A 25,706-nucleotide genomic window follows, 5' to 3' on the forward strand; every position below is an offset into this window, starting at 1 on the left:
CCGCGTTAGAGCATTTCACCGTTTCAGAGAAACGGCGAGCTGCTCTAACTCTTTGTTTTGGAGCAATTCTGGGTTTTGGAGCAATTCTGGACGGAAAACCGCTTCACACTTTTCCTAGAATTGCTCTAACGGATGCCGCACCAGTCGATGACCGAAGCAGCGATCACCTTCGCGGTCTCGACCACCGATTCGACCTCGACATATTCGTCGGAACCGTGAAACCCGTCGCCTGACGGGCCGAAGATGACACCGTCGACGCCGGCGCCGGCATAGTGCGCGGCATCGCACACAGCGACGAAGCCGCGCGCCTGCGGCGCCTTGCGGACCATGGCCTTGCGCTTCATCAGCGATGTCACCAGCGGATGATCGACCGGCGTGTTCATCGGCGGGAAATACAGCCCGCCGAGCTCCCATTGGATCGCAGGCGGGTTGTCGCGCAGCCACGCATCGGTCTGGGCGAAATGGTGGACGAACGTCTCGAAATCGCGGCGGTAGTCGGCCGAGTTCTCATCGGGCAAGAATTTCATGTCGAGATCGAGCACCGCGACGTCGGGAATGATGGCCGGGTTGGTCATGACGGTCGGCAGGCCGTGTTCGCCAAGGCCAGTGCCGCCATGCATGACGCCGATGTTGATCGTGTTCATGCCGAGCGGCAGCAATGGATGCGATTTCGCCCGCGTCCGGTCCAGCTCGTACTGGCGCACGGCGGCGATGAAGCGAGCGGCGATCTCGATGGCGTTGACGCCCGGCTCGAGCCGGTCCTTGTCGTGGCGCTGCGGGTAAATCTCGTTGTAGCGCAGCGCCGAATGGGCGTTGCGGCCGCGGATCGTCACCCGCGCCCATTCGAGCCCGCCTTCGACGGGCAGGACATCGCCCCAGGTCGGCTCGGCGACCAGCACCGCCTTGGCGAGCTTGCCCTTCTTCACCGCGTCCATGGCGCCGAAGCCGCCGGCTTCCTCGTCGACGACCGAGTGGATGGCGAGCCGGCCCTGCAACGTGATGCCCGCCTTGCGGATCGCGCGCGCGGCGGCGATGCAAGCGGCGACGCCGCCCTTCATGTCGACGGCGCCGCGGCCATAGAGGCGGCCATTGGTGATCTCGCCGCCGAACGGATCGACCGACCAGTCCTTCATCGCGCCGACCGGCACGACGTCGATATGGCCGCACAGGATCAGGCTGCGGTCCTCGTCTCCCGCCCATTCGCCGACCAGATTGGGCCGGCCGGGCAAGGCATCCCATTGCTCGGTCTTGAACCCGTCCTGCTTGAGGATCGGTTCGAGCAGCGCCTGGACATCCGCCTCGCGGTTGATCGCCGGGTTGGGCTCGAATTTGGGATTGACCGAAGGGATGCGAACCATGTCGCGGGTCAGGCCGATCAACCAGTCGCGATCGGTCTCGATCTCAGCCTGCACGGCATCGATGATGGCTTGGTTGTCGGGCATCGTCGTTTCCTTCTCTGCATCGCCGCGTTTTGCATCGCTGCACTGGGCGCAACGACACTATTTCCTTGTGGTTTTGGATTTGGCGGCGTCGTCGGCCGATGACGACAGGGCGGTATCGAGCGTGACCGCATTGGCGCTGCGGATCCTTTCGATGTCCTCGATGCGCTTGCGCACCCCGGCGCCGTGGCCCTCCAGCGCGTGGGCAAACACGGTTTCCATCTGGGCAACGGCCGTCGCCAGCGTGTCGAACGGCGAGTTGGCGTCGATCGCGGCGACCAGGGTCAGGTCCGCTATGTCAGATATCGGCGACAGCCAGACATCGGTGAACAGCAGGATGGAGACGCCGCGCTCCTTGGCCTGCTGGGCAAAGCTCACCACGTCCGACTGGTAACGCCGGTAGTCGAACACGACGAGGAGGTCGCGCTTGCCAAGGTCGATCAACAGGTCGAAATCGGCGGGGCTCAACGAACCGATGTCGCGCACGCCGGAGCGGAACTGCAGGAGGTAGCCGGCCAGCATGGAGGCGATATGCCGGCTGAACCGGCCGCCCAGCAGCACGACCTGGCCCTTGCTCTCCAGCAGCATGTTGACGGCGCGCGTGTAGGCCTGCACCGGCACTGCCGTGCGCGTGCGCTCCAGGCTGTCGGAAACTGAATGGAAATAGGCAAGTGCGGTGCCTTCGCTGGAGCCGCCCGGACGCTTGGCCTCCATCATCAAAAGCGGCGAATGCAGCCTGGATTCGATTTCGGTGAGCAGGCGTGCCTGGAAGTCGGCAAAGCCGACATAGCCAAGCTTGGTCATCAGCCGCGTCACGCTCGGGTCGCTGACGCCGGCGCGCCGTGCCAGCCGGGTCGCGGTGCCCAGCCCCGACATCGGATAATCGGCGAGCAGGACCTGGACGATCTTCTCTTCCGCGGAAGTAAACGCCACGGTCGTATTGGCCAGTTCTTCGCGGATCGACATTGTCATCGCCTATCGTCGACGGAAAGACAATTATCTTACAATTTCGTACCTGTTTGTCAAATTTGGAAATTTTCTTACAGAGCCATCCGGGAGAGTTCGGCATGACTTGCAATCCCATGACAGCCAAGCCAGTCGTGCAACACATCCACGTCGGCTCGAACGAGGGCTTGCGTCTATCTGAAGCTGGCGATGGGCAGGAACTTGACCGCTGAACCGGTGAAGCGTCGGTGATCGGAGGTCTGCCCTCGCGGCTGGAATCCATCGAGATAGATGTGCTCCGGCGCTGTGCGGATGAGATTGGCGGCAATGACGGGCGCTGTCGCGGGGCTGGCTCCGGCGGCGATGCCGCGACCTGTCCCGATCAGCCGGCCCGACAGCGCGGCCGGCACGATGGCCGCGGTGGCTTCGGGATCGAGACGTGGCTGGACACGGTCGGCCTTCGGGCTGGTCCTGACGCGATAATCGGGCTTCGGTTGGGCAACCGAGACCCGCTGGCCGGCCAAACCATCAAGGCCGTCATCGGCGTGGTTCAAGGCCAGCAAGGCAGCGACCGCATCGCCGGATTTGTCTGCGTCAGGCTGGCGCGTCGGCCTTGTCGGGCTTTCCGGCCGCCATGTCGGCAAGGGGATGTTAAGCGCCACCAGGTCCGGCGCGCCGCTCGCGGGGCCGGCATCCGACTTGCCCGAGGGAATTTCAGCAGCGGTTGCTGCTGGATTGGCCAGTTCGGCCCGCGCCGTGGAAGCGTTGGCTGTTGCAAGTGGCGCGATTTGCGGGGTCGGAATGCTGGCCGTTGACCCGGTGCGCGGGGCGAAGGCCGGCAGCGGCACTGAGCCCGGCGCCATCGCCATCACGATCGCTTCAGGCGTCTTTCCCTCCGCTCCGATCGGCGATTCTTCGGCCCGATCGACGGAAGCCGTCTGGATGTCGGCGCGCTGGGCATCCTGTGGCGGCACGATTGCGATGCCGGCGGGCCTGGGTTCAACGGACTTGGCCGGCTTGCGTGGCGCCGGCACCGCTTCGGCGACATCATCGGTCTCGTCCGCGCCGCGCCCACCCAAAAGCGTCGCCAGCAGGCCGCGCGGCCTGCGTTGGCCGCCGTCGGCACTTGCCAGGTCGATGTTGGGCGTGCCGGCGCCCTTGCGCGATTTGTAGGCGGCAAACGCCTGCCCATAACCGGGCAGCGGTTTGCCGTCGCTCGGCACATGCAGCGTATTGCCGTTCGGGAATACCCTTGCGAGTTCCTGGCGGCTGATGCCAGGCCAATGCCGCACATTGCCGACATCCATATGTATGAAAGGCGAACCGGAGGTCGGGTAATAGCCTACGCCGCCGCCCTGCATCTTGAGACCGATGTCGCGCAGCTTCTTCAGCGGCACATCCGGCAGGAAGAAGTCCATCGCGCGGCCAACCATGTGTTGGCTTTCCCGAGCCACGCCCTTCGAGCGGCTGCGCAGCATGGCGTTCGTCGCTGGCGACCGATAGGCGCTGACCACGTGGATATAGGCTGTCGAGCCGCTGGCGCGATAGGCCTGCCAGACAAGATCGAGCAGGCGCGGATCCATCTTCGTCGGTTCGTTGCGACGCCAGTCGCGCAGCATCAAATTGATCTTCTTCAATCCCGCCGGATCATAGCGCCCATTGCGCTTGAACACGATTTCAGCCTTCTCGCCCGTATGGAGATGTTGAATCTTCAAAGCACGCGTCTCTGCGAATGCGCCGGTAACGAACAGACATAAGAACGCTGCCATGATGGCTGGCAGTGTCCAAAGACGGGAAGTACCGGGGGCGTTTTGCACGTTTTCGCTCACGTTCATGCCTTGCACGTTCTTTTGTTTCGGGCGGTTTTAGGTTCCGCCCAGATCAGGAGCCTTTCGGCCCTCTTCCTGACAAGCATGGACTTGACCGACGCAGACGGGCATCCATGCCACAATACGTCATGCTGATGAACAGCATCTTGGTTAATGAATCGTGTCTTGCCGGGAATGTGCTTCGGCTGGAGTTGCCTGTGGCAGCCATTTTCTGGAGCAATGCACCGCTGATGAGGTCCGCCAGCACGACGGCCGCGCCGTTCCCATGTAGCCGCCTCGCCCTTGCAAATGCAGAGGACGAATGTGCGGCAACAAGGATGTTGGAAGATGGTGCTGCGAGAGAGGATTGAACTCTCGACCTCTCCCTTACCAAGGGAGTGCTCTACCACTGAGCTACCGCAGCCGCTGATGGCGGGGCTTCTGCCATATCGAACCGGCAAGCGCAAGGCCAAGCGCAACGCTTCTGTGAAAGCCTTTGCCGGATAGCTTTTAATGACATGGGGGCGCCACAATGTTGGCTATCCCTGAATGGCGGGCTGGCTGCTCACGGGCCAGAGCGGGACAATGGATGACAAGGCAATTCCAGTGGATGACAAGGCAATTCCAGTGAAAAAGGATGGTCCACCGAATAACAGCGCAACAATCCGCAAGGATCGGCTGGCAGAGCAATTGCGCGCCAATTTGCAGAAGCGCAAGGCGCAGTCACGCTCGCGGCGCACCGGAGATGCAGATCAACGGCCGGACGGGCTCGCTGCATCGAAGGAAATACAAAAAGATTAACTCAAATCGGCCACTCTTGGCCCGGGGTGGGCGAAATCCCATTTCTTGAACCAGCGTAATTCTTGAACCAGATCGGCCAATGGTCTAGACGGGCCGCTACTCAAACGATTGAACCGGCCCTTTTTGGCCGAGAGGGACGTTCTTCCATGGATCGCATCAGAATTGTCGGGGGCAACCAGCTCTCCGGAAGCATTCCGATCTCGGGCGCGAAAAACGCGGCGTTGCCTTTGATGATCGCCTCGCTTTTGACCGACGACACGCTGACGCTGGAAAACGTGCCGCATCTGGCCGATGTCGAGCAACTGATCCGCATCCTGGGCAATCACGGCGTCGATTATTCGGTCAATGGCCGCCGCGAGAAGCAGAATGAGGGCTATTCGCGCACCATCAACTTCTCCGCCCGCAACATCGTCGACACCACAGCGCCCTACGAGCTGGTGTCGAAGATGCGCGCCTCGTTCTGGGTGATCGGCCCGCTGCTGGCCCGCATGGGCGAAGCCAAAGTGTCGCTGCCGGGCGGTTGCGCCATCGGTACGCGGCCGGTCGATCTGTTCCTCGAAGGCCTGCAGGCGCTGGGCGCCGATATCGACGTCGACACCGGCTATGTCATCGCCAAGACAAGGAATGGCCGCCTTGTCGGCAACCGCTACATCTTCCCGAAGGTCTCGGTCGGCGCCACCCATGTGCTGATGATGGCCGCGGCGCTCGCCAAAGGCGAGACGGTGCTGGAGAACGCGGCTTGCGAGCCTGAAATCGTCAACCTCGCCGAGTGCCTCAATGCCATGGGCGCGAAGATTTCCGGCGCCGGCACCCCGACAATCACCATCGACGGTGTCGAATCATTGTCGGGCGCGCGCGTGCGCGTCATTCCCGATCGCATCGAGACCGGCACCTATGCCATGGCCGTCGCCATGACCGGCGGCGACGTCGTGCTCGAAGGTGCGCGTCCGGATCTGCTGCAGACCGCGCTGGACGTGATCGCGCAGACGGGTGCGGAGATCACGCCGACCAATTCCGGCATCCGGGTGAGGCGCAACGGCGCCGGCATTTCGCCGGTCGACGTGACGACAGCGCCGTTCCCGGCCTTCCCGACCGATTTGCAGGCGCAGTTCATGGGCCTGATGACGATGGCCAAGGGCAAGTCGCGCATCACCGAGACGATCTTCGAGAACCGCTTCATGCATGTGCAGGAACTGGCGCGGCTCGGCGCTCACATCACGCTTTCGGGCCAGACGGCGATCGTCGACGGCGTGCCGAAACTGAAGGGCGCGCCGGTCATGGCGACCGATCTTCGCGCCTCTGTCTCGCTGGTCATCGCCGGCCTGGCGGCCGAAGGCGAGACGACGGTCAACCGGGTCTATCATCTCGACCGTGGCTTCGAGCGGCTGGAAGAAAAGCTATCCAACTGCGGCGCGGTTATCGAGCGGATTTCCGCATAGGCCAATCGCAAGGCCTCGCGGTGCGGTTGCGCGGACGGGAAAGACCGCCTAACAGAAGGTTCAGTTATCAACCTTCAGGTGCGAAATCCGCATGACTGCCCTTAAGCTTATCGCGCTCGACGATCAGGATCTGAGCATCGTTTCGGCCCATGTCCAGGACGCGGTGATGAAGGTCTCAGACCTCGAATTCCTGCCCGCGGCCAAGCGGTTCCTGCTGACCATGAACCGTTTCGTCTGGGAGGCAAAATCCGGCCTGTTTCGCCAGCACAATGAGCGGCGGCAGGCGGTGCTGCATTTCGACCGGGTGCTTGGCGCCAAGACCAACGGCATCGCCCGCGACAAGCCCAATGAGGTCCTGTCGCTGCTGGCGATCAGCTTCATCGAGATCAGCAAGCCGGCAGGCATCGTCGAGCTGATCTTTGCCGGCGGCGGCACGATCATGCTCGACGTCGAGTGCATCGAGGCGCGCCTTGCCGATATTGGCGGGGCGTGGGAAGCCACCTCGCGCCCCATCCACAAGGCCTGAGCGTCCGATGGCCATCACGCTTCGTCAGTCCGACGCCGATTTCGAGCAGCGTTTCGCCGCCTTCCTGTTGACCAAGCGGGAAGTGTCCGCCGACGTTGATGCCGCGGTGCGCGCCATCATCGCGCGCGTGCGCGCCGAGGGCGACGCGGCGCTAATCGACTATTCACGGGAATTCGATCGCGCTGATCTGGCTGGACTGGGCATCGCCGTTTCGAAGGACGACATCGCCCAGGCCTACACGGCCGCCGACCCAAAGACGATCGAGGCGCTGGAATTCGCGCGCGACCGCATCCGCTCGCATCATGAGCGGCAGCGACCAAAGGATGACCGCTATACGGATGCCGCCGGCGTCGAGCTCGGCTGGCGCTGGACGGCGGTCGAGGCGGTCGGGCTCTATGTGCCGGGCGGCACGGCGAGCTATCCAAGCTCGGTGCTGATGAACGCCGTGCCGGCCAAGGTGGCCGGCGTCGAGCGCATCGTCATGGTCGTACCGGCGCCGGGCGGCATCATCAATCCGCTGGTGCTGGTGGCGGCCGACATATCGGGCGTGTCGGAAATCTACCGAGTCGGCGGCGCGCAGGCGATCGCCGCCCTTGCCTACGGCACCCGGACTATAAAGCCGGTCGCCAAGATCGTCGGCCCGGGCAATGCCTATGTCGCGGCGGCCAAGCGCCAGGTATTCGGCACCGTCGGCATCGACATGATCGCCGGTCCCTCGGAAGTGCTCGTCGTGGCCGACGGCAGCAATGATCCGGACTGGATCGCTGCCGATCTGCTGGCCCAGGCCGAGCACGACACATCGGCGCAGTCGATCCTGGTCACTGACGATCCGGCCTTCGGCATCGCTGTCGAACAAGCCGTCGAGCGCCAGCTGCAGAGCCTGCCACGCGCCGAGACGGCGGCGGCGAGCTGGCGTGATTTTGGTGCGGTGATCCAGGTGTCGACCATCGACGCCGCGCTGCCGCTGGTCGATCGCATCGCCGCCGAACATGTCGAACTGGCCATCGACGACGCCGAGGGCTTCCTGTCGCGGATGCGCAATGCCGGTGCGGTCTTTCTCGGCCGCCACACGCCGGAAGCCATCGGCGACTATGTCGGCGGCTCCAACCATGTACTGCCGACGGCACGCTCGGCACGTTTCTCGTCCGGGCTGTCGGTGCTCGATTTCGTCAAGCGCACGTCGATCCTCAAGCTTGGACCGGAGCAGTTGCGTATCTTGGCGCCGGCGGCGATTGCGCTCGCCAAGGCGGAAGGCCTTGAGGCGCATGGACGCTCCGTCGCCATACGGTTGAACATGTAGGCGGCGATGTCTGGCCCCGATCAAACCCGCGCCAGGCTGATCGATGTCGAACTCGATGAATCGATCGGCCGGTCGACACCCGATGTCGAGCATGAACGCGCGGTGGCGATCTTCGACCTGATCGAGGAGAACAGTTTTCAGCCCGTCAATGACAGCGGCGACGGCCCTTACCGGCTGAAACTGTCGCTGGCCGAGCAGCGCCTGGTGTTTGCCGTGGCGCGCGAAGATGGCACCGCCGTCGTCACTCATATCCTGTCGCTGACGCCGCTCAGGCGCATCGTCAAGGATTACTATATGGTCTGCGAAAGCTACTACGACGCCATCCGTTCCTCGACGCCGAGCCACATCGAGGCGATCGACATGGGCCGCCGCGGCCTGCACAATGAAGGTTCGCAGACGCTGATGGACCGGCTATCCGGCAAGATCGACATAGACTTCGATACGGCGCGCCGGCTGTTCACGCTGGTCTGCGTACTGCACTGGCGGGGCTAGCCCTGGCACCCGGCGCCCTACCCCGTTCGATCCTGTTCCTGTGCGGCATGAATGCCGTGCGCTCGCCAATGGCAGAGCAGCTGGCGCGCCGCATGCTGCCCACCACCATCTTTGTCGCTTCGGCCGGCGTTCGCGCCGGCGAGCGCGATCCATTCGTCGATGCGGTGCTGGCCGAGGAAGGCCTGTCGCTGGGCGAGCGCCATCCACGGACCATGGACGATCTCGAGGACGACTATTTCGACCTCATCGTCACGCTGGCGCCGGAAGCGCACCACGCCGCACTTGAGCTTACCCGCTCGCTCGCCGTCGAGGTCGAATACTGGCCGACGCCGGACCCGACCGACGCCGCCGGCACGCGCGAACAGATCATGGCGGCCTACCGGGACGTGCGCGAGCGCCTGAAAGCGCGGATCGGGCGTCGATTCACACCTCCGGAGGCCGCCGATTAAGCGTGTTCACAAGCGGACGATTATCATATAGGTTCCGCCGAAATTCCGGCTAGAGTCGGATGATTTCAGGTCTGTTCGACCTGAAATCTGAATCCGCCTCTAAACCAAAGAAGTAGAGCATGATGTCGTCCGAAAACCGCTTTACACTTTTCGGCATCATGCTCTAAGCGCTGGAACTACCATCCAAGCAAAGGTATCGAATGCCGAAGGAAGAAGTCCTCGAGTTTCCGGGTGTCGTGACGGAATTGTTGCCGAACGCGATGTTCCGGGTAAAGCTCGAAAACGAACACGAAATCATCGCCCATACGGCCGGCCGCATGCGCAAGAACCGCATCCGCGTGCTGACCGGCGACAAGGTTCTGGTCGAGATGACGCCATACGACCTGACCAAGGGCCGCATCACCTATCGTTTCAAGTAAGCAAAGCCCGACCGGTCCGCGATGAGCATTTTGCAGAAGCTGGTGCTTGCCTCGGGTTCGCCGCGCCGAATCGAGCTCTTGCAGCAGGCCGGCATCGAGCCGGACCGCGTGCTGCCGGCCGATGTCGACGAAACGCCGCTGCGTGCAGAGCATCCGCGCTCGCTGGCCAAGCGGCTGTCGAAGGAAAAGGCCGAGAAGGCGTTCGCGTCGCTGAAAACCGAAGCCGACTACGCGCCGGGCTTCGTGCTGGCCGCGGATACGGTCGTCGCCGTCGGGCGGCGCATCCTGCCCAAGGCAGAAACCCTCGACGACGCTGCCAACTGCCTCGGGCTGTTGTCGGGTCGTTCGCACCGGGTCTATTCCGGCATCTGCCTGATCACGCCGGGCGGCAAGCTGCGTCAGCGGCTGGTCGAGACGCGGGTGCGCTTCAAGCGGCTGCCGCGCGAAGAGATCGACGCCTATGTCGCGTCGGGCGAATGGCGCGGCAAGGCCGGCGGCTACGCCGTCCAGGGTCTCGCCGGGGCGTTTGTCGTCAAGCTGGTCGGTTCCTACACCAACGTCGTCGGGCTGCCGCTCTATGAGACGGTGGCGCTGTTAAGCGGCGAAGGCTTCAAGGTACATGGCGGCTGGCTGTCAGGCGCACGGCTATGAGTTCCGACCCCAAAGTCACACCCTTGCGCCCGAAGCGCCCCTGCCCCGAATGCGGCAAGCCCTCGGCGCGCGACACCTTTCCGTTCTGCTCGACGCGCTGCAAGGACATCGACCTCAACCGCTGGCTGAAGGGCGCCTATGTCATCAAGGCCCGCGACGACGAGGAAGAAACGGACCCCGACGATCCGAAATGAGCCGAGCGCCGCCGATCAGGCGGCGGCCTCGCTCTTGCGGTTTGTGCGCGCCCAAGTCGGCAGCCAGTCGCCATGAGCCGCCAAGAGATCATCGACCAGGGACCAGATCTGGTCGAGATCGAGCTCGGCCGCGGTGTGCGGATCCATCATCGCCGCGTGGTAGATGTGCTCGCGGTTTTCCGTCATCAGCGCCCGCACCGTCAGTTCCTGCACGTTGATGTTGGTGCGCATCAGCGCGGTCAATTGCGGCGGCAGCTCGCCGATATAGGTCGGCTGGATGCCGGAGGCATCGACCAGGCACGGCACTTCGGCGGCACAGTCCCTGGGCAGCGAGGTGATGCAGCCATTGTTGCGGACGTTGCCGTAGATCACCGACGGCTCGCCGGTCCAGACCGAATTCATGATCGAGGAGGCATATTCCCGGGACTGCTCAACCTCGATGCGGTCGGCCGAACGATAGGCCTCAGCCTGTCCCTTCCAGCGCTCGATCTGTTCGATGCAGCGCTTGGGATACTCATCCAGCGGGATGCCGTACTTCTCGATCAGGTCCGGGCGGCCGTCCTTGATGAAATAGGGCGTGTATTCGGCAAAATGTTCCGAACTCTCGGTGACGAAATAGCCGAGCCTCGTCAGCATCTCGTAGCGCACCTTGTTGGGGCAGCGCGGGTTCCAGCCGGGCTTGGGCGCGCGGCCTTCGCGATAGGCGCGCACGAGATCGGGATAGAGATTGCGGTAGGAACCGTCCGGCTGGCGATGCTCGAAGCTGAGATAGAAAGCCATGTGGTTGATGCCGGCCGAGCGATAACGGATCTCTTCGTACGGAAGGTCGAGATCATGCGCCAGCTCCATTGCCGTGCCCTGCACCGAATGGCAGAGGCCGACCTGCCTGATCTCAGGATATTTCTCCGATATCGCCCAGGTGTTGATCGCCATCGGGTTGACATATTGCAGCATGATCGCCTGCGGGCAGACGGCGAGCATATCTTCGCAGACCTTCCAAAGATGTGGCACGGTCCTCAAGCCGCGCATGATGCCGCCGACGCCCAGCGTGTCCGCGATCGTCTGGCGCAAGCCGTATTTCTTCGGCACCTCGAAGTCGGTGACGGTGCAGGGCTCGTAGCCGCCGATCTGGAAGGCGACGACGACGAAATCGGCGCCGGCCAGCGCCTTGCGCTGGTCCGAATGGGTCTCGGTCTTCGCCTTGACGCCAAGCGTCGCGATCAGCTTGTTGACGACAATGGCGCTCTCTTCCAGCCGCTGCGGATTGATGTCCATCAGCGCGATCGTCGCGCCGGACAGCGACGGGCGTTGCAGCACGTCGCCGACAATGTTCTTCATGAACACCGTCGAGCCGGCGCCGATGAACGTGATCTTGGGATTTCTAGCCATGCTAACCTCCGGCATATGTTCAGGCCACGTCGAAAGCGGCCCTGACGAGCCGTTCGGTGTAGGCGGTCTTGGGATTGGACAGGACGTCGTCGACGGGGCCTTGCTCGACGATCTTGCCGTTCTGCATGACGATGACGCGGTGGCACAGTGCGCGCACCACCTTGAGGTCGTGCGAGATGAAGAGGTAGCTGAGGCCGCGCTCGTCCTGCAGCTTGCGCAGGAGGTCGATGATCTGCGCTTGGACGGAGAGGTCCAGCGCCGAGGTCGGTTCATCCAGCAGGATGAATTCGGGTTCGAGCGCTATGGCTCGGGCGATCGCGATGCGCTGCCGCTGGCCACCGGAGAATTCGTGCGGAAACCGCGACAGTATATCGCCCGGCATGCCGGCGCTGACCAGCGCGTCGCGCACCCGTTCAACCCGCTCGCGCCGCGTCGCCCCGATACTATTGACGATCAGCCCTTCCTCGATGATCTGGCCGATCGTCATGCGCGGGTTGAGCGAGGAGAACGGATCCTGGAAGACGATCTGCATACGCGAGCGCAGCGGCCGCATCTCGGCACGCGATAGGCCATGGATCGGCTTGCCGTCGAAATGGATCTCGCCGCGCTTGGCGTCGATCAACCGGAGCAAGGCCTGGCCGAAGGTGGTCTTGCCGGAGCCGGATTCGCCGACCAGCCCCAGCGTCTCATGGCGACAGAGTTTCAGGCCGAGATCGTCGACGGCGACCAGCTCTCGCCAGTCCGGTTTCAGGAAGGTGCCGTGGCGCAGCATGAATGAAACGCCCACGCCGCTGGCCTCCAGGATGGTGCCGCAGCCCTCCGGCAGCGGCTTCGGCTGCCCATGCGGCTCGGAAGCCAGCAGCCGTCTCGTATAGGGGTGCTGTGGGTTGGCGAACAGCCCTTCGGTGACGTTGTGCTCGCACATTTCGCCATGCTGCATGACATAAACGTAGTCGGAGAACTGGCGCACCACGGTCAGGTCGTGGGTGATCAGGATCACCGCCATGCGCAGCTCTTTCTGCAGGCTGCGGATCAGGTTCAGGATCTGCGCCTGGACGGTGACATCGAGCGCTGTGGTCGGCTCATCGGCGATCAGCACATCGGGATTGTTGGCCAGCGCCATGGCGATCATCACCCGCTGACGTTGCCCGCCCGATAGCTGGTGCGGGTATTGCTTGAGCCGCGCGGCGGGATCGGGAATCTGCACATGCTGCAGAAGTTCCAGTGCGCGCGCCCAGGCCTGCTTGCGGCTGACTTTGCGATGCACCCGGATCGCCTCGACGATCTGGCTGCCGACCGTATAGATCGGGTTGAGCGAGCTCATCGGCTCCTGGAAGATCATCGAGATGCGGTTGCCGCGCAGCTTGCGCCGGGCGCTCTCGGGAAATTTCAGGATGTTTTGCCCGTCATAACAGACGCTCGACCCGGGCGACACCGTGGCGCGCCGCGACAGAAGGCCCATGACGGTGCGCGCCGTCACCGACTTGCCCGAACCGGATTCGCCAACGATGGCGATCGTCTCGCCGCGATAGAGCTGAAACGAGATGTCCTTGACCGCGTCGACGACGCCATGCTCGACCTTGAAGGCCACGGCGACGTTGCGGGCGTCGATGATCGGTTGGCCCTGGCGTCCGTCATGGTCGTGACGGACGATGGGTGCGAAGGATTCGGCGAGCGCGACGGACATCTCAGGCACCTTAATAAGGGTCGACGGCGTCACGCAGGCCGTCGCCCAGCGCGTTGAAGGCAAAGACGGTGACGAGCACGAAACCGACCGGCGACAGGATCCAGGGATAAGTGCCGATGACGGAATAGGTCGCGGTGTCCTGCAGCATCAGACCCCACGAGATCAGCGGCGGCTTGACGGCGAAGCCGAGGAAACCGAGGAAGGATTCGAGCAGCACCACCGTCGGAATCGCCAGCGTCACGGCGACGATCACGTGGCTCATCACATTGGGGAAGATGTGCTGCATGATGATGCGCCGGTCGGTGGCGCCGACCGCCATGGCGGCTCGCACATACTCGATCCGCGCCAGCGCCAAAGTCTTGCCGCGCACCTCGCGAGACATCTGCGCCCAGCCCAATGCCGACATGACGATGATGACGAAAGCGAGGAAGACGTTGGTGGGGGCGGTGACCGGGATCAGCGTCGTCAGCGCCAAATAGAGCGGCAGCTGCGGGAAGGCGAGCACCAGTTCGACGAAGCGCTGCATCCAGACATCGAACCTGCCGCCAAAATAGCCGGAGACCATGCCGACGGTGGTGCCGATGACGGTGATGATGAAGACGACCGTCAGCGCGATCATTAGCGAGACGCGCGAGCCATGGATGGCGCGCGACAGCACGTCACGGCCGAACTTGTCGGTGCCCAGGAAATGCACCGGCTGGCCGTCCAGCGAGCCGAACAGATGCCGGTCCGCCGGCAACAGCCCGAAAAACTTGTAGTGCGCGCCGTGCACGAAGAAACCAAGCAGCCTTGGATGGTCATAGTCGGGACCGACGACGGGCTGGAAAGTGACCGGATCGAGGTCCGCCGAATCGGCCAGCGCATAGACCCTCGGCCGCGCGGTGAAACCGCCATCTCTGTCATGGAAAACAGGCACCTGCGGAGGCGCGAAGCCGACATCCGTCACCTTCGGGTCCATTGGCGCGATGAACTCGGCGAACACGGCCATCACCAGCAGCAGCACGACGAGCCAGAGCCCGGCCATGCCGGTCCAGGAGCGCTTCAGCCGGCGCCAGACAAGCGCAATGTAGCTTTCGTTACCGCGCGCCGGTTTGGCTACGATCGGCCCTTCGGCCGGCAGCGGTGGAGGTGATGGATCGCGCGCCAGCATCTCAGCGCTCCCCGAACTGGCGCACGCGCGGATCGAGCAGCACGAGCAGCATGTCGGCGATGATGTTGCCGACGATCAGCGTCGCCGACAGCACCATCATGAAGGTGGCGGTGACATAGACATCGCCGACAGCCATGGAGCCGACGATCGCCGGGCCGACAGTCGGCAGCGCGAAGATGATCGCCGTCTCGATTTCGCCGGTCAACATGTAAGGCAGCACCACACCCTGATACATGATGAGCGGGTGCAGTGCGTTAGGCACGGCGTGGCGCATGACGACGGCGGCGCCGGTCAGTCCCTTGGCCCTTGCCGTCTCGACATATTGCGCGTTCAGCGTATCGAGCAGATTGCCGCGCATGACGCGCATATTGTAGGCGAGCCCGCCGAAAGTCGCGATCGCCACCACCGGCCAGACATGCTTGACCAGATCGACGAATTTGGCCCACGACCACGGCGCGCCCCCATATTGCGGCGAGAAGAATGAGCCGATCTCCGACACGTTGAATTGGAAGACCAGGAGATAGACGATGATCAGCGCCATCAGGAAGCGCGGCACCGTCATGCCGAGGAAGGAGATGGCCGACAGCGCCGAGTCGATCCAGGTGTATTGCCGGGTCGCCGCCCATATGCCGAATGTTATGCCCAGCACCGAGGCGAGCAGATGGCAGACCAGCGCCAGCAGAAGCGTGCGCGGCAGGCGCTCTCCGACCACGTCGGCGACCGGTTTGTTGTAATAGAGGCTGTAGCCGAAATCGCCTCGGGTGACGATGCCGCCGATCCAGTTGAGATACTGGAGGGGCAGCGGCTTATCGAGACCATGCTCGATGCGATAGGCCTTTGCCTGCGCGTCGGCCTCAGCGAAGGAGGCTCCACCCTGGTTGATCGCCTGCGAGCGGATGTAGTCGGCATAATCGCCCGGCGGCGCCTGGATGATGGCAAATGTGGCCAGGCTCAAAATGGCGAGGACCGGGATTGCCGACGCTATTCGCGTGAGCAGGAATCGCAGCATGGACGGTTCGTTTCCTCGTCTCGCCGATCGCGCCCTTGGTTGCGTCCGGAGGTTGGTTTGTCCGGCCGCGCCAGCGGCGCGGACGGAGGTCTCTCAGTCAGGGAGGTAAACCTAATTCATCGGCCCCTTCTCTCCGGGTTTGCCGGGCAGTTCTTGCGGGAACAATTCGTATTTCGCCTGCTTGTCGGCCGCGACAAAGACCCGTTCGCGGATGATCGAATCCTCGGCCCAGTTGAACATGAAGATCGGCGTGCCCTGTGGGATGTTCGAGAAACGCTTGTTGACGATCAGCGCGCCGGGATACTCCGTCAGGCCGACATTGTAGACGTGCTCCGTCGAGATCTTCTGGAATTGTTTCATCAGGCTGGCGCGCTGGTCATTGTCCTGGGTGGAGACGAACTTGTTGACGATGTCGACGAGGTCCTTTTCGAACGGCATCACATCGACCTCGCCGTTCTCCGGCGCACGATGGTCCCAGCTGGTGCGCGGACCGACCGGGGCAAGCTGCACGGTGTTCTGCACCACCGACGTCAGTTCCTGTTCGTTGCGACGGACCAGCCAATCGAAGCGGCCGGAATATTGCGAAGCGTCGCGTTGGGTCCCGTTGAGGCCGTTGAGCACGACCCGAAGCCCGAGCTTTTCCATCTGGGCGACGACGCCTTCGGCAAGGCTCTTGTCGGTCGTGTAGTCGTTGTTGACCAGCATCACGATCTCGACATTCTTGCCGCCGGCGGTGCCGGAAGGGAAATTCACGAAGCCGTCGCCGTCGGTATCCGTGAGGCCGGCCTTGGCGAGTTCCGCCTTGGCGCCCTCGAGGTCGAAGGGGTAGTAGACCGTCGAAGCGCGGTCGTAGAAGCTGGTTCCTGACGACAGGCCGCCGGGATAGATGGCGGTGAACGGTCCCTTGACCAACGAGTCGCCGAGCGCCTTGCGGTCGAGCGCCATGGTGACGGCCTTGCGGAAATCCTCGTTGCGGTTCAACTCGCGGATCGCCTGGCCGCGTTCGTCCGGATTGCCCCAGCCATTGGCGGAAAAATTAAAGCGCAGATTGTAGCCGATGAGCCGCGGGCCGAAAGCAAGACGGGCCGGCGCGTTTGCCTCTGCCGCACGCTTCAGCGAGGCGACGAAGTTTTCCGGCTGCTCCAAATTGGAAAAATCGGCCGCACCGGCCACCGCCTGGACATCGCGGTCGGCCCAGGTCGACAGCTTGTAATGCAGTTCGTTGAGATAGGGCAGTTGATTGCCCTTTTCGTCGACCTTCCAGTAATAGGGATTGCGGCGCATGACGATGATGTCGTCCGGCCGGTATTCGACCGGCACCCAGCCACCCATCACCGGCATGTTCATGAATTCCGGCGGGAAGGCATTTTTGAACTGATCATAGGTGTTCTTCGAGTATTTCGGATGCTGCGGCTTCAGGATGTGCGCGGGGCCCGGACAGAAGGTGCCGTAGGCCATGGCGTACAGGTACTGTTTCGGGAAGGCATCCTTGAAGGTCCATTCGACGGTGTAGTCGTCGATCTTCTTCAGCGTCGTGCCGACGCCGAAGGTTTCCGGCGTCGCACCGTTCAGCGGCGAGACGTTAGGATCGACCACCTCGTCGTCCCAGTAGAACATGACGTCGTCGGCGTTGAACGGCACCCCGTCCGACCACTTCGCTCCTTCGATGAGGTGCATGGTCAGCTTGTGGCCATCGCTCGACCAATCCCAGCTCCTGGCCAGGTTCGGCAGCGGCTCGGTGTCCTTGGCCTCGACCTGGAACAGTGGGGCGGTGCGCGTCAGGCATTCGGAGAGGCCGATGTCGATGCCGCCCCAGCCTTGCGTCTGACCGGCGCCGTAGTTCCAGCCTTCCGGCCGCCCGCCGATGACGTGGCGCATCGTATCGCCATAGACGCCGATGCCGTCCTGCATGTTGCCTGTCTTGAAGACCAGCGGATCTTTCGGCAGCCTGTCTTTCACCGGCGGCAGCTTGCCGGTCTTGACGTATTTCTCGGTGACCCAGTCGGGCTCGTGATATTCGGGGAGCGGCTTGAACTCCAGGATCGAGTCTCGCGCGACATAGTTGATCTTGCCTTCGGCGGGAAACGGTGTCGGCGCCGGCGGAACCGTCGGCTCGGAAGCGTAAGCACTGAGTGCCGAGACGCTCAGCGTCAGTCCGGCAGCAAGGCCGATATTGCGTAAATTCCTCACGGTCTCTCTCCCTCTTGTTTGTCCGGAGCGTTTGCACCCGCTCCGCCTCTCCTCGAATTCAAACGGCTTCGTGGCAGTGGATCCGCCTCCCATGGATCCACCATCACCGCATGAATTTTCAGCCGGCCCGTCTCAGCCGGCTTGCTTCAGCGCGGCTTTTTCGGCGCGCAATTCCTCGATCGAGCGAACGCTGCGCCGTGCGGCGCCCGCCCACTCGCGGGTCTTCACCTGAGATGTCGACAGCCGCTCCCTTGCGGCCGGAACCGCATGGGCATATTGCGGCAGCCAAGCCGCCTGGGCGACGACCATTTCGTCGACCATCTGCCAGACTTCCTCCGGCGTCGAAACCGCGCCGACCAACGGGTCATGCAGCACGGCGAGCTTCAGAAGATCGATGTCGCCCGATATCGCGGCATGCACCGACATGCGCTGGACGTTGATCGAAGCGATGCAGGTGGCGGCGCAGGCTTCCGGCAACGTGATGCCGGCGGCCATGTTGATGCCAAAACGGTCGACGAAGCCCGGCGACTCGATGATGGCGTCCTGCGGCAGGTTGGAGATCACGCCATTGTTTCTGACGTTGAAGTGGCCGCGATAGACGCGGTTGGTCTCCAGCGCCTCCAATATGTGGCTGGCATGCTCGTTGGAGCGCTTCTCCCGGTCGATCGGCTTTGACGCCGCTTCGAGGAACTGCGGATATTCCGTCTCGAACCAGTTTCGGGTTTCGGTGGAATAGCGGAGATAGCCGCCCGTCTCGCCGTGAATCCAGTCGGACATATCGATCCAGCGCGTGATCTCGTCGGGACGTTTGCGGTACCAGGGTAGATATTCGGAAAGATGGCCGTTGCTCTCGGTCGAATAGACGCCGAAGCGCTTCAGGACGTCGATGCGCAGCTTCTCCTGCCTGGAATAGACCGGATGCGCCTCGAAGGCGGCCACCAGTTCGTCCTTGCCGATGGGGCGGCCGTTCAGGCGCAGGTCGATGAACCAGGTCTGGTGGTTGATGCCGGAACAGACATAGTCGAGTTCCTTCACGGACTTCGCGCCAAGCACCTCGGCGATCTGTTCGGCGCCGTGCTGGACGCCGTGGCAGAGCCCGACAGTGTCGACCTTGCCGTATTCGATCGCTGCCCAGGTGTTCATCGCCATCGGGTTGGCGTAGTTCAGGAATTTGACGTTGGTCTCGGCAACCTCGCGGATGTCCTTGCAGAAATCCAGGATCACCGGGATGTTGCGCTGTCCATAGAGAATGCCGCCGGCGCAAATCGTATCGCCGACGCACTGGTCGATGCCATATTTCAGGGGAATGCGGATGTCGTCGGCATAGGCTTCGAGACCGCCGACCCGCACGCAGCTGATGACGTAGCGAGCGCCTTCGAGCGCCTTGCGGCGGTCGGTCGTCGCCGTCACCCTGGTCGGCAATCTGTTTGCCTCGACGATCCTGTCGAGGATCGCCTTGATCATCTGAAGGTTGTGCTCGCTGACATCGGTCAGCGCGAATTCGATGTCCTTGAATTCGGGCACGCACAGGATGTCGGTGAACAATTTCTTGGTGAAGCCGACGCTGCCGGCACCGATGATAGCTATTTTGAAACTCATCAGCCGCACCTCACTCCACTTCGAATTGCAGGCAAGGGATGACAATGGGAAGCTGTAGCCACATGCCGCGACATGTATGCACGACAAGCCGGAATCCGGCTCGCCAACCTCCCTGTCCGCTCCTCGACTGCGGATCTCTCTCGCTTTTCGACGGGGATTATGCGCTTATTCGCGAGTACGACCAGAGAAGGATTATGCTTTCAGGGGTAATTTTGTGCTGCAGGATTTGATAGAAAACGGACAGTCCATGCGCACGATCTCGCTGCCGCGCGGCCGCCAGCGCCTGCACGCCATGCCGACGAGCACGGGCTATGAAGTGCGCGAGGACGAGATCTACGATTGGGACGGCCGCAAGCGCGGCCAGACACCGTTCACCGTGCTCCAGCACACGATCAGCGGAGCCGGCCGGCTGCGCTACGAAAACCGCAACTACCGCCTGCAGAAGAACGACACATTGCTGGTGCTGGTGCCGCACAACCACCGCTACTGGCTGGCTGGAGACGAGCGCTGGGAATATTTCTGGATTTCGATGAACGGCGAGGAAGCGCTGCGCATCCACAAGTCGATCCTCAGCGTCTCGGGTCCTGTATTTCGGCTGCAGCCGGCGACGATCGATCATCTTGCCGATTGCAGCCTGCGCCTGATCAAAGGCGCCGCTTCGCCGGGTGCTGCTTCGGCGGTCGCCTACGAGGCTGCGATGGCGCTCTATGACGATGTCTTCGGCTCCCACGCCTTTGCCGAAAAACAGAGTGTCATGCAGCCGGTCATCGATCACATCGGTGCCAATCTCGACAAGTCGCTGCCGGTGGCGGATCTGGTCCAGATCAGCGGCCTCAGCCGGGCCCATTTCTCACGCTGTTTCGCCGAGAGCGAAGGCCTGCCGCCTGCCGAGTTCGTGCTGCAGCAGCGTCTGCAACGCGCGGCGAAGCTGCTGACCAAGGCGGATTTTCTGCCGGTGAAGGAGGTCGCCATCCTGTGCGGCTTCGAGGACGCGAACTATTTTTCGAAGGTCTTCCGCCGCTGCTACGGCATCACGCCGAGCCAATTCCGCACCACCGGCATGTATGCCAATTTAAGAACGCCGGCGAGGCGTGGCGTCAGGGCGCCTGATGACGAGACCTGACGCCGCGACCGTTAAGCCGGCAGCCAGCTAGGCAGCGCGCAGACTGCCGCCATCCAGCCATTCGAGATCGGCTTGCGAAAGCGTGATGTCGAGAGCGCGCAGGCTGTCGTCCAGCTCGTCCAGCGTGCGTGGCCCGATCAGCGGGATGGATGGGAAGGGCTGAGCGAGCACATAGGCCAGCGCAATATGGATCGGGCTCTTGCCCAGTCTCGCGGCAAGTTCGATCGCCCGGTCGCGGCGGCCGAAATTCCGCTCGGAGTACCAGACCCGCACCAACTCCTCATTGTCTTGCTTGTCCCGACCTGCGCGATCGGTGAAGAAGCCGCGCCCCTGGCTCGACCAGGCGAAATTCGGCATCTGCCTGGATGTCAGCCAGGCCTTCCATGCATCCGTGGAGGACGTGACGCAGCCTGCCCAGATCGGCTCCAGCATTTCAGCCAGCGAGAAGTTGTTGGACAGCGCGCCGGGCTTTTGCTTGCCGGTGCGTTCGGCATAGGCAATCGCCTCATCCATGCGTTCCATTGTCCAGTTCGAGCCGCCGAACGGGCCGCGGATGCGGCCTGCCTTCACCTCACGATCCATCGCATCGACGAATTCGCCGACCGGCACATCCGGATTGTCGCGGTGCATGAAGTAGACATCGACATGGTCGGTCTGCAGGCGTTCGAGCGACTGGTCGAGCTGCTTGCCGATCACATCGGGATAGCACAGCGGCGAGTGCGCGCCCTTGGCGATGACCACCGATTGCGCGCGTACGCCACGGTTTTTCAACCACTCCCCAAGCAGCTTCTCGGTATAGCCGCCGCCATAGACATAGCCGGTATCGAAAAGATTGCCGCCGGCCTCGAAAAAGGCATCGAGCAGGATCGAGCCTGAGGAAAAGGTACGGAAATCCTCGAAGCCGAGCGCCACCACCGATGCCGGCTTCGACAGGCCAGGAATGGTGCGCTTGGCGATCGCCGTGCCGCCGGACCGCAAAGGCCGGCCGGAGATGGTATTGATGCGTTGCTGGGCCTTCTCGATCCCGTATTCGAGGCCGGCGGCCGCCCGCCATTTGTCCAGTACACGCAAGGTGCCGAGGCTTTCCGCCCATGCCATGCCAGGCCAGGCGAATTCTTGGCCGCCGGCGCGGATGGCCTCACCGGCTGCGTCGACCTCGAAGGAATAGACATGGCGCTTCTCGTTGACGCTGATGGTCTCGCGCGTGCCATCGGATGCAATGATGTCGATCCGGCCGAGGCCAACGTCGCGGTTGCCGCCGGCGAACCAGAAGTCCGGCACCTCGATGCGTCCCTTGGTACCCAGGATGCGCAAGACATTGTCCTGGTTGAGCGAGATGCTGCAGGAGACCTCGGCGACAATGCCACCTGGGAAATGCAGCAGCGCCGAGGCCCATTCGTCGACGCCGGACTGGCCCAGATGGGCGGTGCCGACCACCTTGTCCGGCTCGCTGAAAGGCTTTCCGACTGCCGCGCCGGCAATCAGCCGGACCATCGAGACGGGATAGCCGCCGACGTCGAGAATGCCGCCGCCGGCGAGATCGTTGGCGTAGAGCCGGTGCTCCGGCATGAAGCGCGGCATCGCAAAACCAAAGCTCGACTTGATCATTCTGATCTCGCCGATGACGCCCGATCTGATCAGTTCCACCAGCTTCAGCGTCTGCGGATGCAGCCGGTACATGAAGGCTTCGCCGAGAAACGTGCCGGCCTTGCGCGCGGCATGCATCATGGCGTCGGCCTCGAAGGCGGTCAGCGCTAGCGGCTTTTCGCACAGCACATGCTTTCCCGCCTCGGCCGCCTTGATCGCCCATTGCGCATGGCCGGGATGCGGTATCGAAATGTAGACGGCATCGATTTCGGGATCAGCAAGCAGCGCATCGTAGCCATCGAGGAGGCGGGCGCCGGGGAAACTCTCGGCGAGGCCAGGCTTGGCGGGATTGCGGGCACCGATGGCGACCAGCTTTCCGGTGCGCGAATCGGCCACGCCACCGGCAAAGGACTGGGCGATGCTGCCCGGTCCGAGGATGCCCCAGCGAATGGGCGTGGTTGCGGTCATTGTCATTCTCCTTGAAAGCTGGAAACGGCGGCCGGTCAGCGCAGCCGCAGTCCTTTTTCGTCGAACAGGTAGGATTTGCGGATTGAAACGGTGATCTCTGATGTGTCGGGGACCTTTGTCGCGTCGCGCTGGATCACCACGTCGTCACCATTGGCCGTTCTTGCGTAGAGGAAACTTGTGCCGCCCAGGTGCTCGACCACGTCGATGGCAACCACAAGGTCGGCGTCGCCCTCTCCGGCATTGCCGAAATGTTCGGGCCGCACGCCGACAATGACCTTGCTGCCGATTTTTGGGCTGCCCATTTCGGGTGCAGCGCCGGTCAGCGGTTGCGTGATGCGGGTCTTCTCCTGACCCGCCAGATCGACCACGACGCCACCCGCATCGTGCCCGACAACCCGGCCCTTGATGAAGTTCATCTTCGGCGACCCGACAAAGCCCGCAACGAACTGATTGTCGGGGTTGTCATAGAGATCGAGCGGCCGGCCGATCTGCTCGATATGGCCGGCGCGCATCACGACGATCCTGTCGGCGAGTGTCATCGCCTCGGTCTGGTCGTGCGTGACATAGATCATTGTCGTGCCGAGCTCCTTGTGCAGCCGGGAGATCTCGACGCGCATCTGGACGCGCAATTCGGCGTCGAGGTTGGAGAGCGGCTCGTCGAACAGGAACACCTGCGGTTCGCGCACGATGGCGCGGCCGATGGCGACGCGCTGGCGCTGTCCGCCGGAGAGTTTTTTCGGGCGCCTGTCCATCAATTCGCTGATGCGCAGGATCTCAGCCGCCCGCTTCACCCGCCGTTCGGTGTCGGCCTTTGGATTGCCGGTCATGCGCAAGCCGAAAGAGAGGTTCTGTTCGACGCTCATATGCGGATAGAGCGCATAGGACTGGAAGACCATGGCGATGCCGCGGTCGGCCGGCTCGACATCGTTGACCACCTTGCCGCCGATGGCGATCTCGCCGCCGCTGATGTCCTCGAGCCCGGCGATCATCCTGAGCAGCGTCGATTTTCCGCAGCCGGAAGGGCCGACGAAGACGACGAACTCACCGTCCTTGATGTCGATGCTGGCGCCATGGACGACCTCGAAGACGCCGAAGCGCTTGACGACATTATTGAGCGTGACCGTTGCCATGCTGCCCCTTACTTGACCGCGCCGGCGGCAATGCCGGCGATGAAATGGCGCTGCAGCAGCACGAAGACGACGAGCATCGGCACCGTCAGCATCACCGCACCCGCCATGATGCCGCCCCATGACACTTTGGTGAGGCCGATCAGCGTGCCGAGCGCTACCGGTGCTGTCATCGAACCCGGCTGGCTGTTAATCAAAAGCGGCCACAGATAATTGTTCCAGGAGGCGAGGAACAGGATGATGGCGAGTGCGGCCAGCATCGGCCGCGCCAAAGGCAGCGCGACGAAGAGGAAGATGCGCCATTCCTTGACGCCCTCGACGCGCGCCGCATCGAAGAGATCGTCCGGCATCATCGAAAAACTCTGCCGCATGAACAGCACGCCGAGCGAATTGAACAGCGGCGGCACGATCAGCGCCACCCAGGTGTTGGCGAGCTTGAAGTCGCGCGCCACCATGATGAATTGCGGGATCAGCACGACCGCGTAGGGAAGCGTTATGGTGCCCAGGATGATGGCTACAACCACGCCCTTGCCGAAGAACTGGTAGCGGGCCAGCGCCCAACCGGCCATCGACGTCAGCAGCACCGACAGGATGGTGTAGGTCACCGCCACCGAGACCGAAATGCCGATGGCGCCGACGAAGTTCGTGTCACGCTGCAGATTGTTGAAATTGTCGATGAAATTGCCGTGCGGCAAAAGCTCGATGCCGGGGCTGAAGATGCCGTTATCCGGCATGGTCGAGAACACCACCATCATCCACAGCGGAAACAGCCAGATCAGCGCCAGCGGCGTCAGGAACAGATGCAGAGCGATGCTGCGTCCCAATCTGGCTGCGGAGCGCGAACTCATTTCGGTTCCCTCGTCAGCCACAGCTGCGCCAGCGTGATGGCGATCGCCAGCCCGGCCATGGTGTAGGCCACGGCCGAGGCGTAGCCGAAATTGAGCGACCGGAAGCCCTGGCGGTAAAGCAGCAGGCCAAGCGTCTCGGTGCCGCCGCCCGGCCCGCCGCGCTCGGTGATCAGGAAGGGCTCGGTGAACAGCTGCATGGTGCCGATGATCGACAGCACGAGGCAGAACACGATGACCGGCTTGAGCAACGGCAGGGTGATGTAGAAGAACTGCTTGAGCTTGCTGACGCGGTCGAGCGTCGCCGCCTCGTAGACATCCTCGGGAATGGACTGCATGCCGGCGAGCAGGATGATGGCGTTGTAGCCGGCCCAGCGCCAGGTCACCGCGATCATGATCAGCGCCATCGCCGGCGTGACGTTGGAAAACCAGTCGATCTTGGGCAGGCCGATGCTGTTCAGGAGCTTGTTGATGATGCCGAAATCGAGGTTGAACATCAGCCGGAACACCGCCGAATAGGCAACCTCGCCGACCACCACGGGGGCAAAGAAGGCAAAGCGGTAGAGGCCGCGCGCCTTCAAGAGCGGCGAGTTCAAAAGCACCGCCATGACCAGCGCCAGCGAGATCATCACCGGCACCTGGATGACAAGGATGAGCAGCGTGTTCTTCAGGGCGTTGAAGAAGGCCGGATCGCCGATCAACCGGCCCCAGTTGAAGCCGGGCGCGAACCGCCACGGCACGGTACGCGTCGCCTGGAAGGAAATCATGAAGGAGCTGATGATCGGCCATACCCAGAAGATCGCGAAGATCAGCAGATAGGGCGTGAGGAAGCGATAGGCTGTCACGTTACGGTTGCGCATTTTTTTGCCTCCTTCCCTTTTGCTTTCCGCCCGTTCGGGTGGCGTGTTGGTATTCAATCTTCGAGGTCTGCGCCGCCCCTCACCTGCCTGCCGGCATCCTCTCCCCGTATAGTGACGGGGAGAGGGGCGCTGTCATCAATGGTTTCGTCAATCACCGGCGTTGCAGGAAAGGGCACCGGCGCTGCGGCAATCCCCCTTCTCCCCGTCAC

General features: G+C 62.8%; 23 protein-coding genes and 1 tRNA gene. 10 read left to right on the forward strand and 14 right to left on the reverse strand.

Translation table 11 applies throughout. The annotated features are described in order from the left end of the window. Positions 1 to 125: 125 nt before the first annotated feature. The 4 genes from EOA13_RS26925 to EOA13_RS26940 form a co-directional block, all read right to left on the reverse strand. Complete coding sequence (locus EOA13_RS26925; protein ID WP_127296623.1) at positions 126 to 1,442, reverse strand: ArgE/DapE family deacylase; 1,317 nt, start codon at positions 1,440 to 1,442, stop codon at positions 126 to 128. Between the two features lie 57 nt (positions 1,443 to 1,499). Beyond that, the gene (locus tag EOA13_RS26930; protein ID WP_127296624.1) at positions 1,500 to 2,405 is read right to left on the reverse strand and encodes a MurR/RpiR family transcriptional regulator; all 906 of its coding nucleotides are present in this window, start codon (positions 2,403 to 2,405) and stop codon (positions 1,500 to 1,502) included. A 173-nt stretch (positions 2,406 to 2,578) separates the two neighbouring features. Then, the gene (locus tag EOA13_RS26935; RefSeq protein ID WP_245490488.1) at positions 2,579 to 4,099 is read right to left on the reverse strand and encodes a DUF882 domain-containing protein; all 1,521 of its coding nucleotides are present in this window, start codon (positions 4,097 to 4,099) and stop codon (positions 2,579 to 2,581) included. A 442-nt stretch (positions 4,100 to 4,541) separates the two neighbouring features. Then, positions 4,542 to 4,616, reverse strand: a tRNA-Thr gene (locus EOA13_RS26940). 161 nt (positions 4,617 to 4,777) lie between these two features. Between EOA13_RS26940 and EOA13_RS26945 the strand changes: the two genes are divergently transcribed. From EOA13_RS26945 to yacG, 9 genes are all read left to right on the forward strand, one after another. Beyond that, positions 4,778 to 4,993 carry a hypothetical protein gene (locus EOA13_RS26945; RefSeq protein ID WP_245490489.1) on the forward strand — a complete coding sequence of 72 codons (216 nt, stop codon included), beginning with the start codon at positions 4,778 to 4,780 and terminating at the stop codon, positions 4,991 to 4,993. Positions 4,994 to 5,139: 146 nt separating this feature from the next. After that, positions 5,140 to 6,432, forward strand: coding sequence for a UDP-N-acetylglucosamine 1-carboxyvinyltransferase (gene murA / locus EOA13_RS26950; RefSeq protein WP_127296626.1), 1,293 nt, complete (start codon positions 5,140 to 5,142; stop codon positions 6,430 to 6,432). A gap of 91 nt (positions 6,433 to 6,523) precedes the next feature. Next, positions 6,524 to 6,958, forward strand: a complete 435-nt coding sequence (locus EOA13_RS26955) for a DUF2948 family protein (protein WP_023809258.1) — start codon at positions 6,524 to 6,526, stop codon at positions 6,956 to 6,958. A gap of 7 nt (positions 6,959 to 6,965) precedes the next feature. Continuing rightward, positions 6,966 to 8,258 (forward strand): histidinol dehydrogenase, encoded by a 1,293-nt coding sequence (gene hisD, locus EOA13_RS26960; protein ID WP_127296627.1) that lies wholly within the window; start codon positions 6,966 to 6,968, stop codon positions 8,256 to 8,258. Positions 8,259 to 8,264: 6 nt separating this feature from the next. Then, on the forward strand, positions 8,265 to 8,750 hold the full coding sequence (locus tag EOA13_RS26965) for a UPF0262 family protein (protein ID WP_127296628.1): 486 nt from the start codon (positions 8,265 to 8,267) through the stop codon (positions 8,748 to 8,750). Then, positions 8,738 to 9,199 (forward strand): low molecular weight phosphatase family protein, encoded by a 462-nt coding sequence (locus EOA13_RS26970; protein ID WP_127296629.1) that lies wholly within the window; start codon positions 8,738 to 8,740, stop codon positions 9,197 to 9,199. The genes EOA13_RS26965 and EOA13_RS26970 overlap by 13 nt, the downstream gene beginning before the upstream one ends. 200 nt (positions 9,200 to 9,399) lie before the next feature. Beyond that, positions 9,400 to 9,618: a translation initiation factor IF-1 gene (gene infA / locus EOA13_RS26975; protein WP_006200926.1), complete on the forward strand. Its 219-nt coding sequence runs from the start codon at positions 9,400 to 9,402 to the stop codon at positions 9,616 to 9,618. 21 nt (positions 9,619 to 9,639) lie between these two features. After that, positions 9,640 to 10,269 carry a Maf-like protein gene (locus EOA13_RS26980; protein ID WP_127296630.1) on the forward strand — a complete coding sequence of 210 codons (630 nt, stop codon included), beginning with the start codon at positions 9,640 to 9,642 and terminating at the stop codon, positions 10,267 to 10,269. Continuing rightward, complete coding sequence (gene yacG / locus EOA13_RS26985) at positions 10,266 to 10,463, forward strand: DNA gyrase inhibitor YacG (protein ID WP_127296631.1); 198 nt, start codon at positions 10,266 to 10,268, stop codon at positions 10,461 to 10,463. The genes EOA13_RS26980 and yacG overlap by 4 nt, the downstream gene beginning before the upstream one ends. A 15-nt stretch (positions 10,464 to 10,478) precedes the next feature. Here the strand turns inward: yacG and EOA13_RS26990 are convergent, their stop codons facing one another. The 6 genes from EOA13_RS26990 to EOA13_RS27015 all read right to left on the reverse strand — a co-directional run bounded on the left by EOA13_RS26990 (position 10,479) and on the right by EOA13_RS27015 (position 19,487). After that, positions 10,479 to 11,852, reverse strand: coding sequence for an alpha-glucosidase/alpha-galactosidase (locus tag EOA13_RS26990; protein WP_127296632.1), 1,374 nt, complete (start codon positions 11,850 to 11,852; stop codon positions 10,479 to 10,481). A gap of 19 nt (positions 11,853 to 11,871) precedes the next feature. Further along, a complete protein-coding gene (locus tag EOA13_RS26995; RefSeq protein ID WP_127296633.1) occupies positions 11,872 to 13,539 on the reverse strand; it encodes an ABC transporter ATP-binding protein in 1,668 nt (555 codons plus the stop codon). A gap of 10 nt (positions 13,540 to 13,549) precedes the next feature. After that, complete coding sequence (locus EOA13_RS27000; RefSeq protein ID WP_127296634.1) at positions 13,550 to 14,689, reverse strand: ABC transporter permease; 1,140 nt, start codon at positions 14,687 to 14,689, stop codon at positions 13,550 to 13,552. Between the two features lies 1 nt (position 14,690). Next, the gene (locus tag EOA13_RS27005; RefSeq protein WP_127296635.1) at positions 14,691 to 15,698 is read right to left on the reverse strand and encodes an ABC transporter permease; all 1,008 of its coding nucleotides are present in this window, start codon (positions 15,696 to 15,698) and stop codon (positions 14,691 to 14,693) included. A gap of 111 nt (positions 15,699 to 15,809) precedes the next feature. Next, a complete protein-coding gene (locus EOA13_RS27010; protein ID WP_127296636.1) occupies positions 15,810 to 17,888 on the reverse strand; it encodes an ABC transporter substrate-binding protein in 2,079 nt (692 codons plus the stop codon). Positions 17,889 to 18,020: 132 nt separating this feature from the next. Continuing rightward, positions 18,021 to 19,487 (reverse strand): alpha-glucosidase/alpha-galactosidase, encoded by a 1,467-nt coding sequence (locus EOA13_RS27015; RefSeq protein ID WP_127296637.1) that lies wholly within the window; start codon positions 19,485 to 19,487, stop codon positions 18,021 to 18,023. A gap of 76 nt (positions 19,488 to 19,563) precedes the next feature. Between EOA13_RS27015 and EOA13_RS27020 the strand changes: the two genes are divergently transcribed. Further along, positions 19,564 to 20,610 (forward strand): AraC family transcriptional regulator, encoded by a 1,047-nt coding sequence (locus EOA13_RS27020; protein ID WP_206535317.1) that lies wholly within the window; start codon positions 19,564 to 19,566, stop codon positions 20,608 to 20,610. A 27-nt stretch (positions 20,611 to 20,637) separates the two neighbouring features. On the opposite strand, the gene EOA13_RS27025 is transcribed toward EOA13_RS27020, so the two are convergent. The 4 genes from EOA13_RS27025 to EOA13_RS27040 are packed head-to-tail and all read right to left on the reverse strand — an operon-like array spanning position 20,638 to position 25,497. Continuing rightward, a complete protein-coding gene (locus EOA13_RS27025; protein WP_127296639.1) occupies positions 20,638 to 22,665 on the reverse strand; it encodes an aldo/keto reductase in 2,028 nt (675 codons plus the stop codon). Between the two features lie 35 nt (positions 22,666 to 22,700). Then, positions 22,701 to 23,795 carry a sn-glycerol-3-phosphate ABC transporter ATP-binding protein UgpC gene (ugpC, locus tag EOA13_RS27030; protein ID WP_127296640.1) on the reverse strand — a complete coding sequence of 365 codons (1,095 nt, stop codon included), beginning with the start codon at positions 23,793 to 23,795 and terminating at the stop codon, positions 22,701 to 22,703. An 8-nt stretch (positions 23,796 to 23,803) separates the two neighbouring features. After that, a complete protein-coding gene (locus EOA13_RS27035) occupies positions 23,804 to 24,640 on the reverse strand; it encodes a carbohydrate ABC transporter permease (RefSeq protein ID WP_127296641.1) in 837 nt (278 codons plus the stop codon). Then, positions 24,637 to 25,497, reverse strand: a complete 861-nt coding sequence (locus tag EOA13_RS27040) for a sugar ABC transporter permease (protein ID WP_127296642.1) — start codon at positions 25,495 to 25,497, stop codon at positions 24,637 to 24,639. Before EOA13_RS27040 ends, EOA13_RS27035 begins: the two co-directional genes overlap by 4 nt. Positions 25,498 to 25,706: the final 209 nt, after the last annotated feature.

The sequence above is a fragment of the Mesorhizobium sp. M7A.F.Ca.US.011.01.1.1 genome (genome assembly GCF_003998295.1).
Taxonomy (GTDB): domain Bacteria; phylum Pseudomonadota; class Alphaproteobacteria; order Rhizobiales; family Rhizobiaceae; genus Mesorhizobium.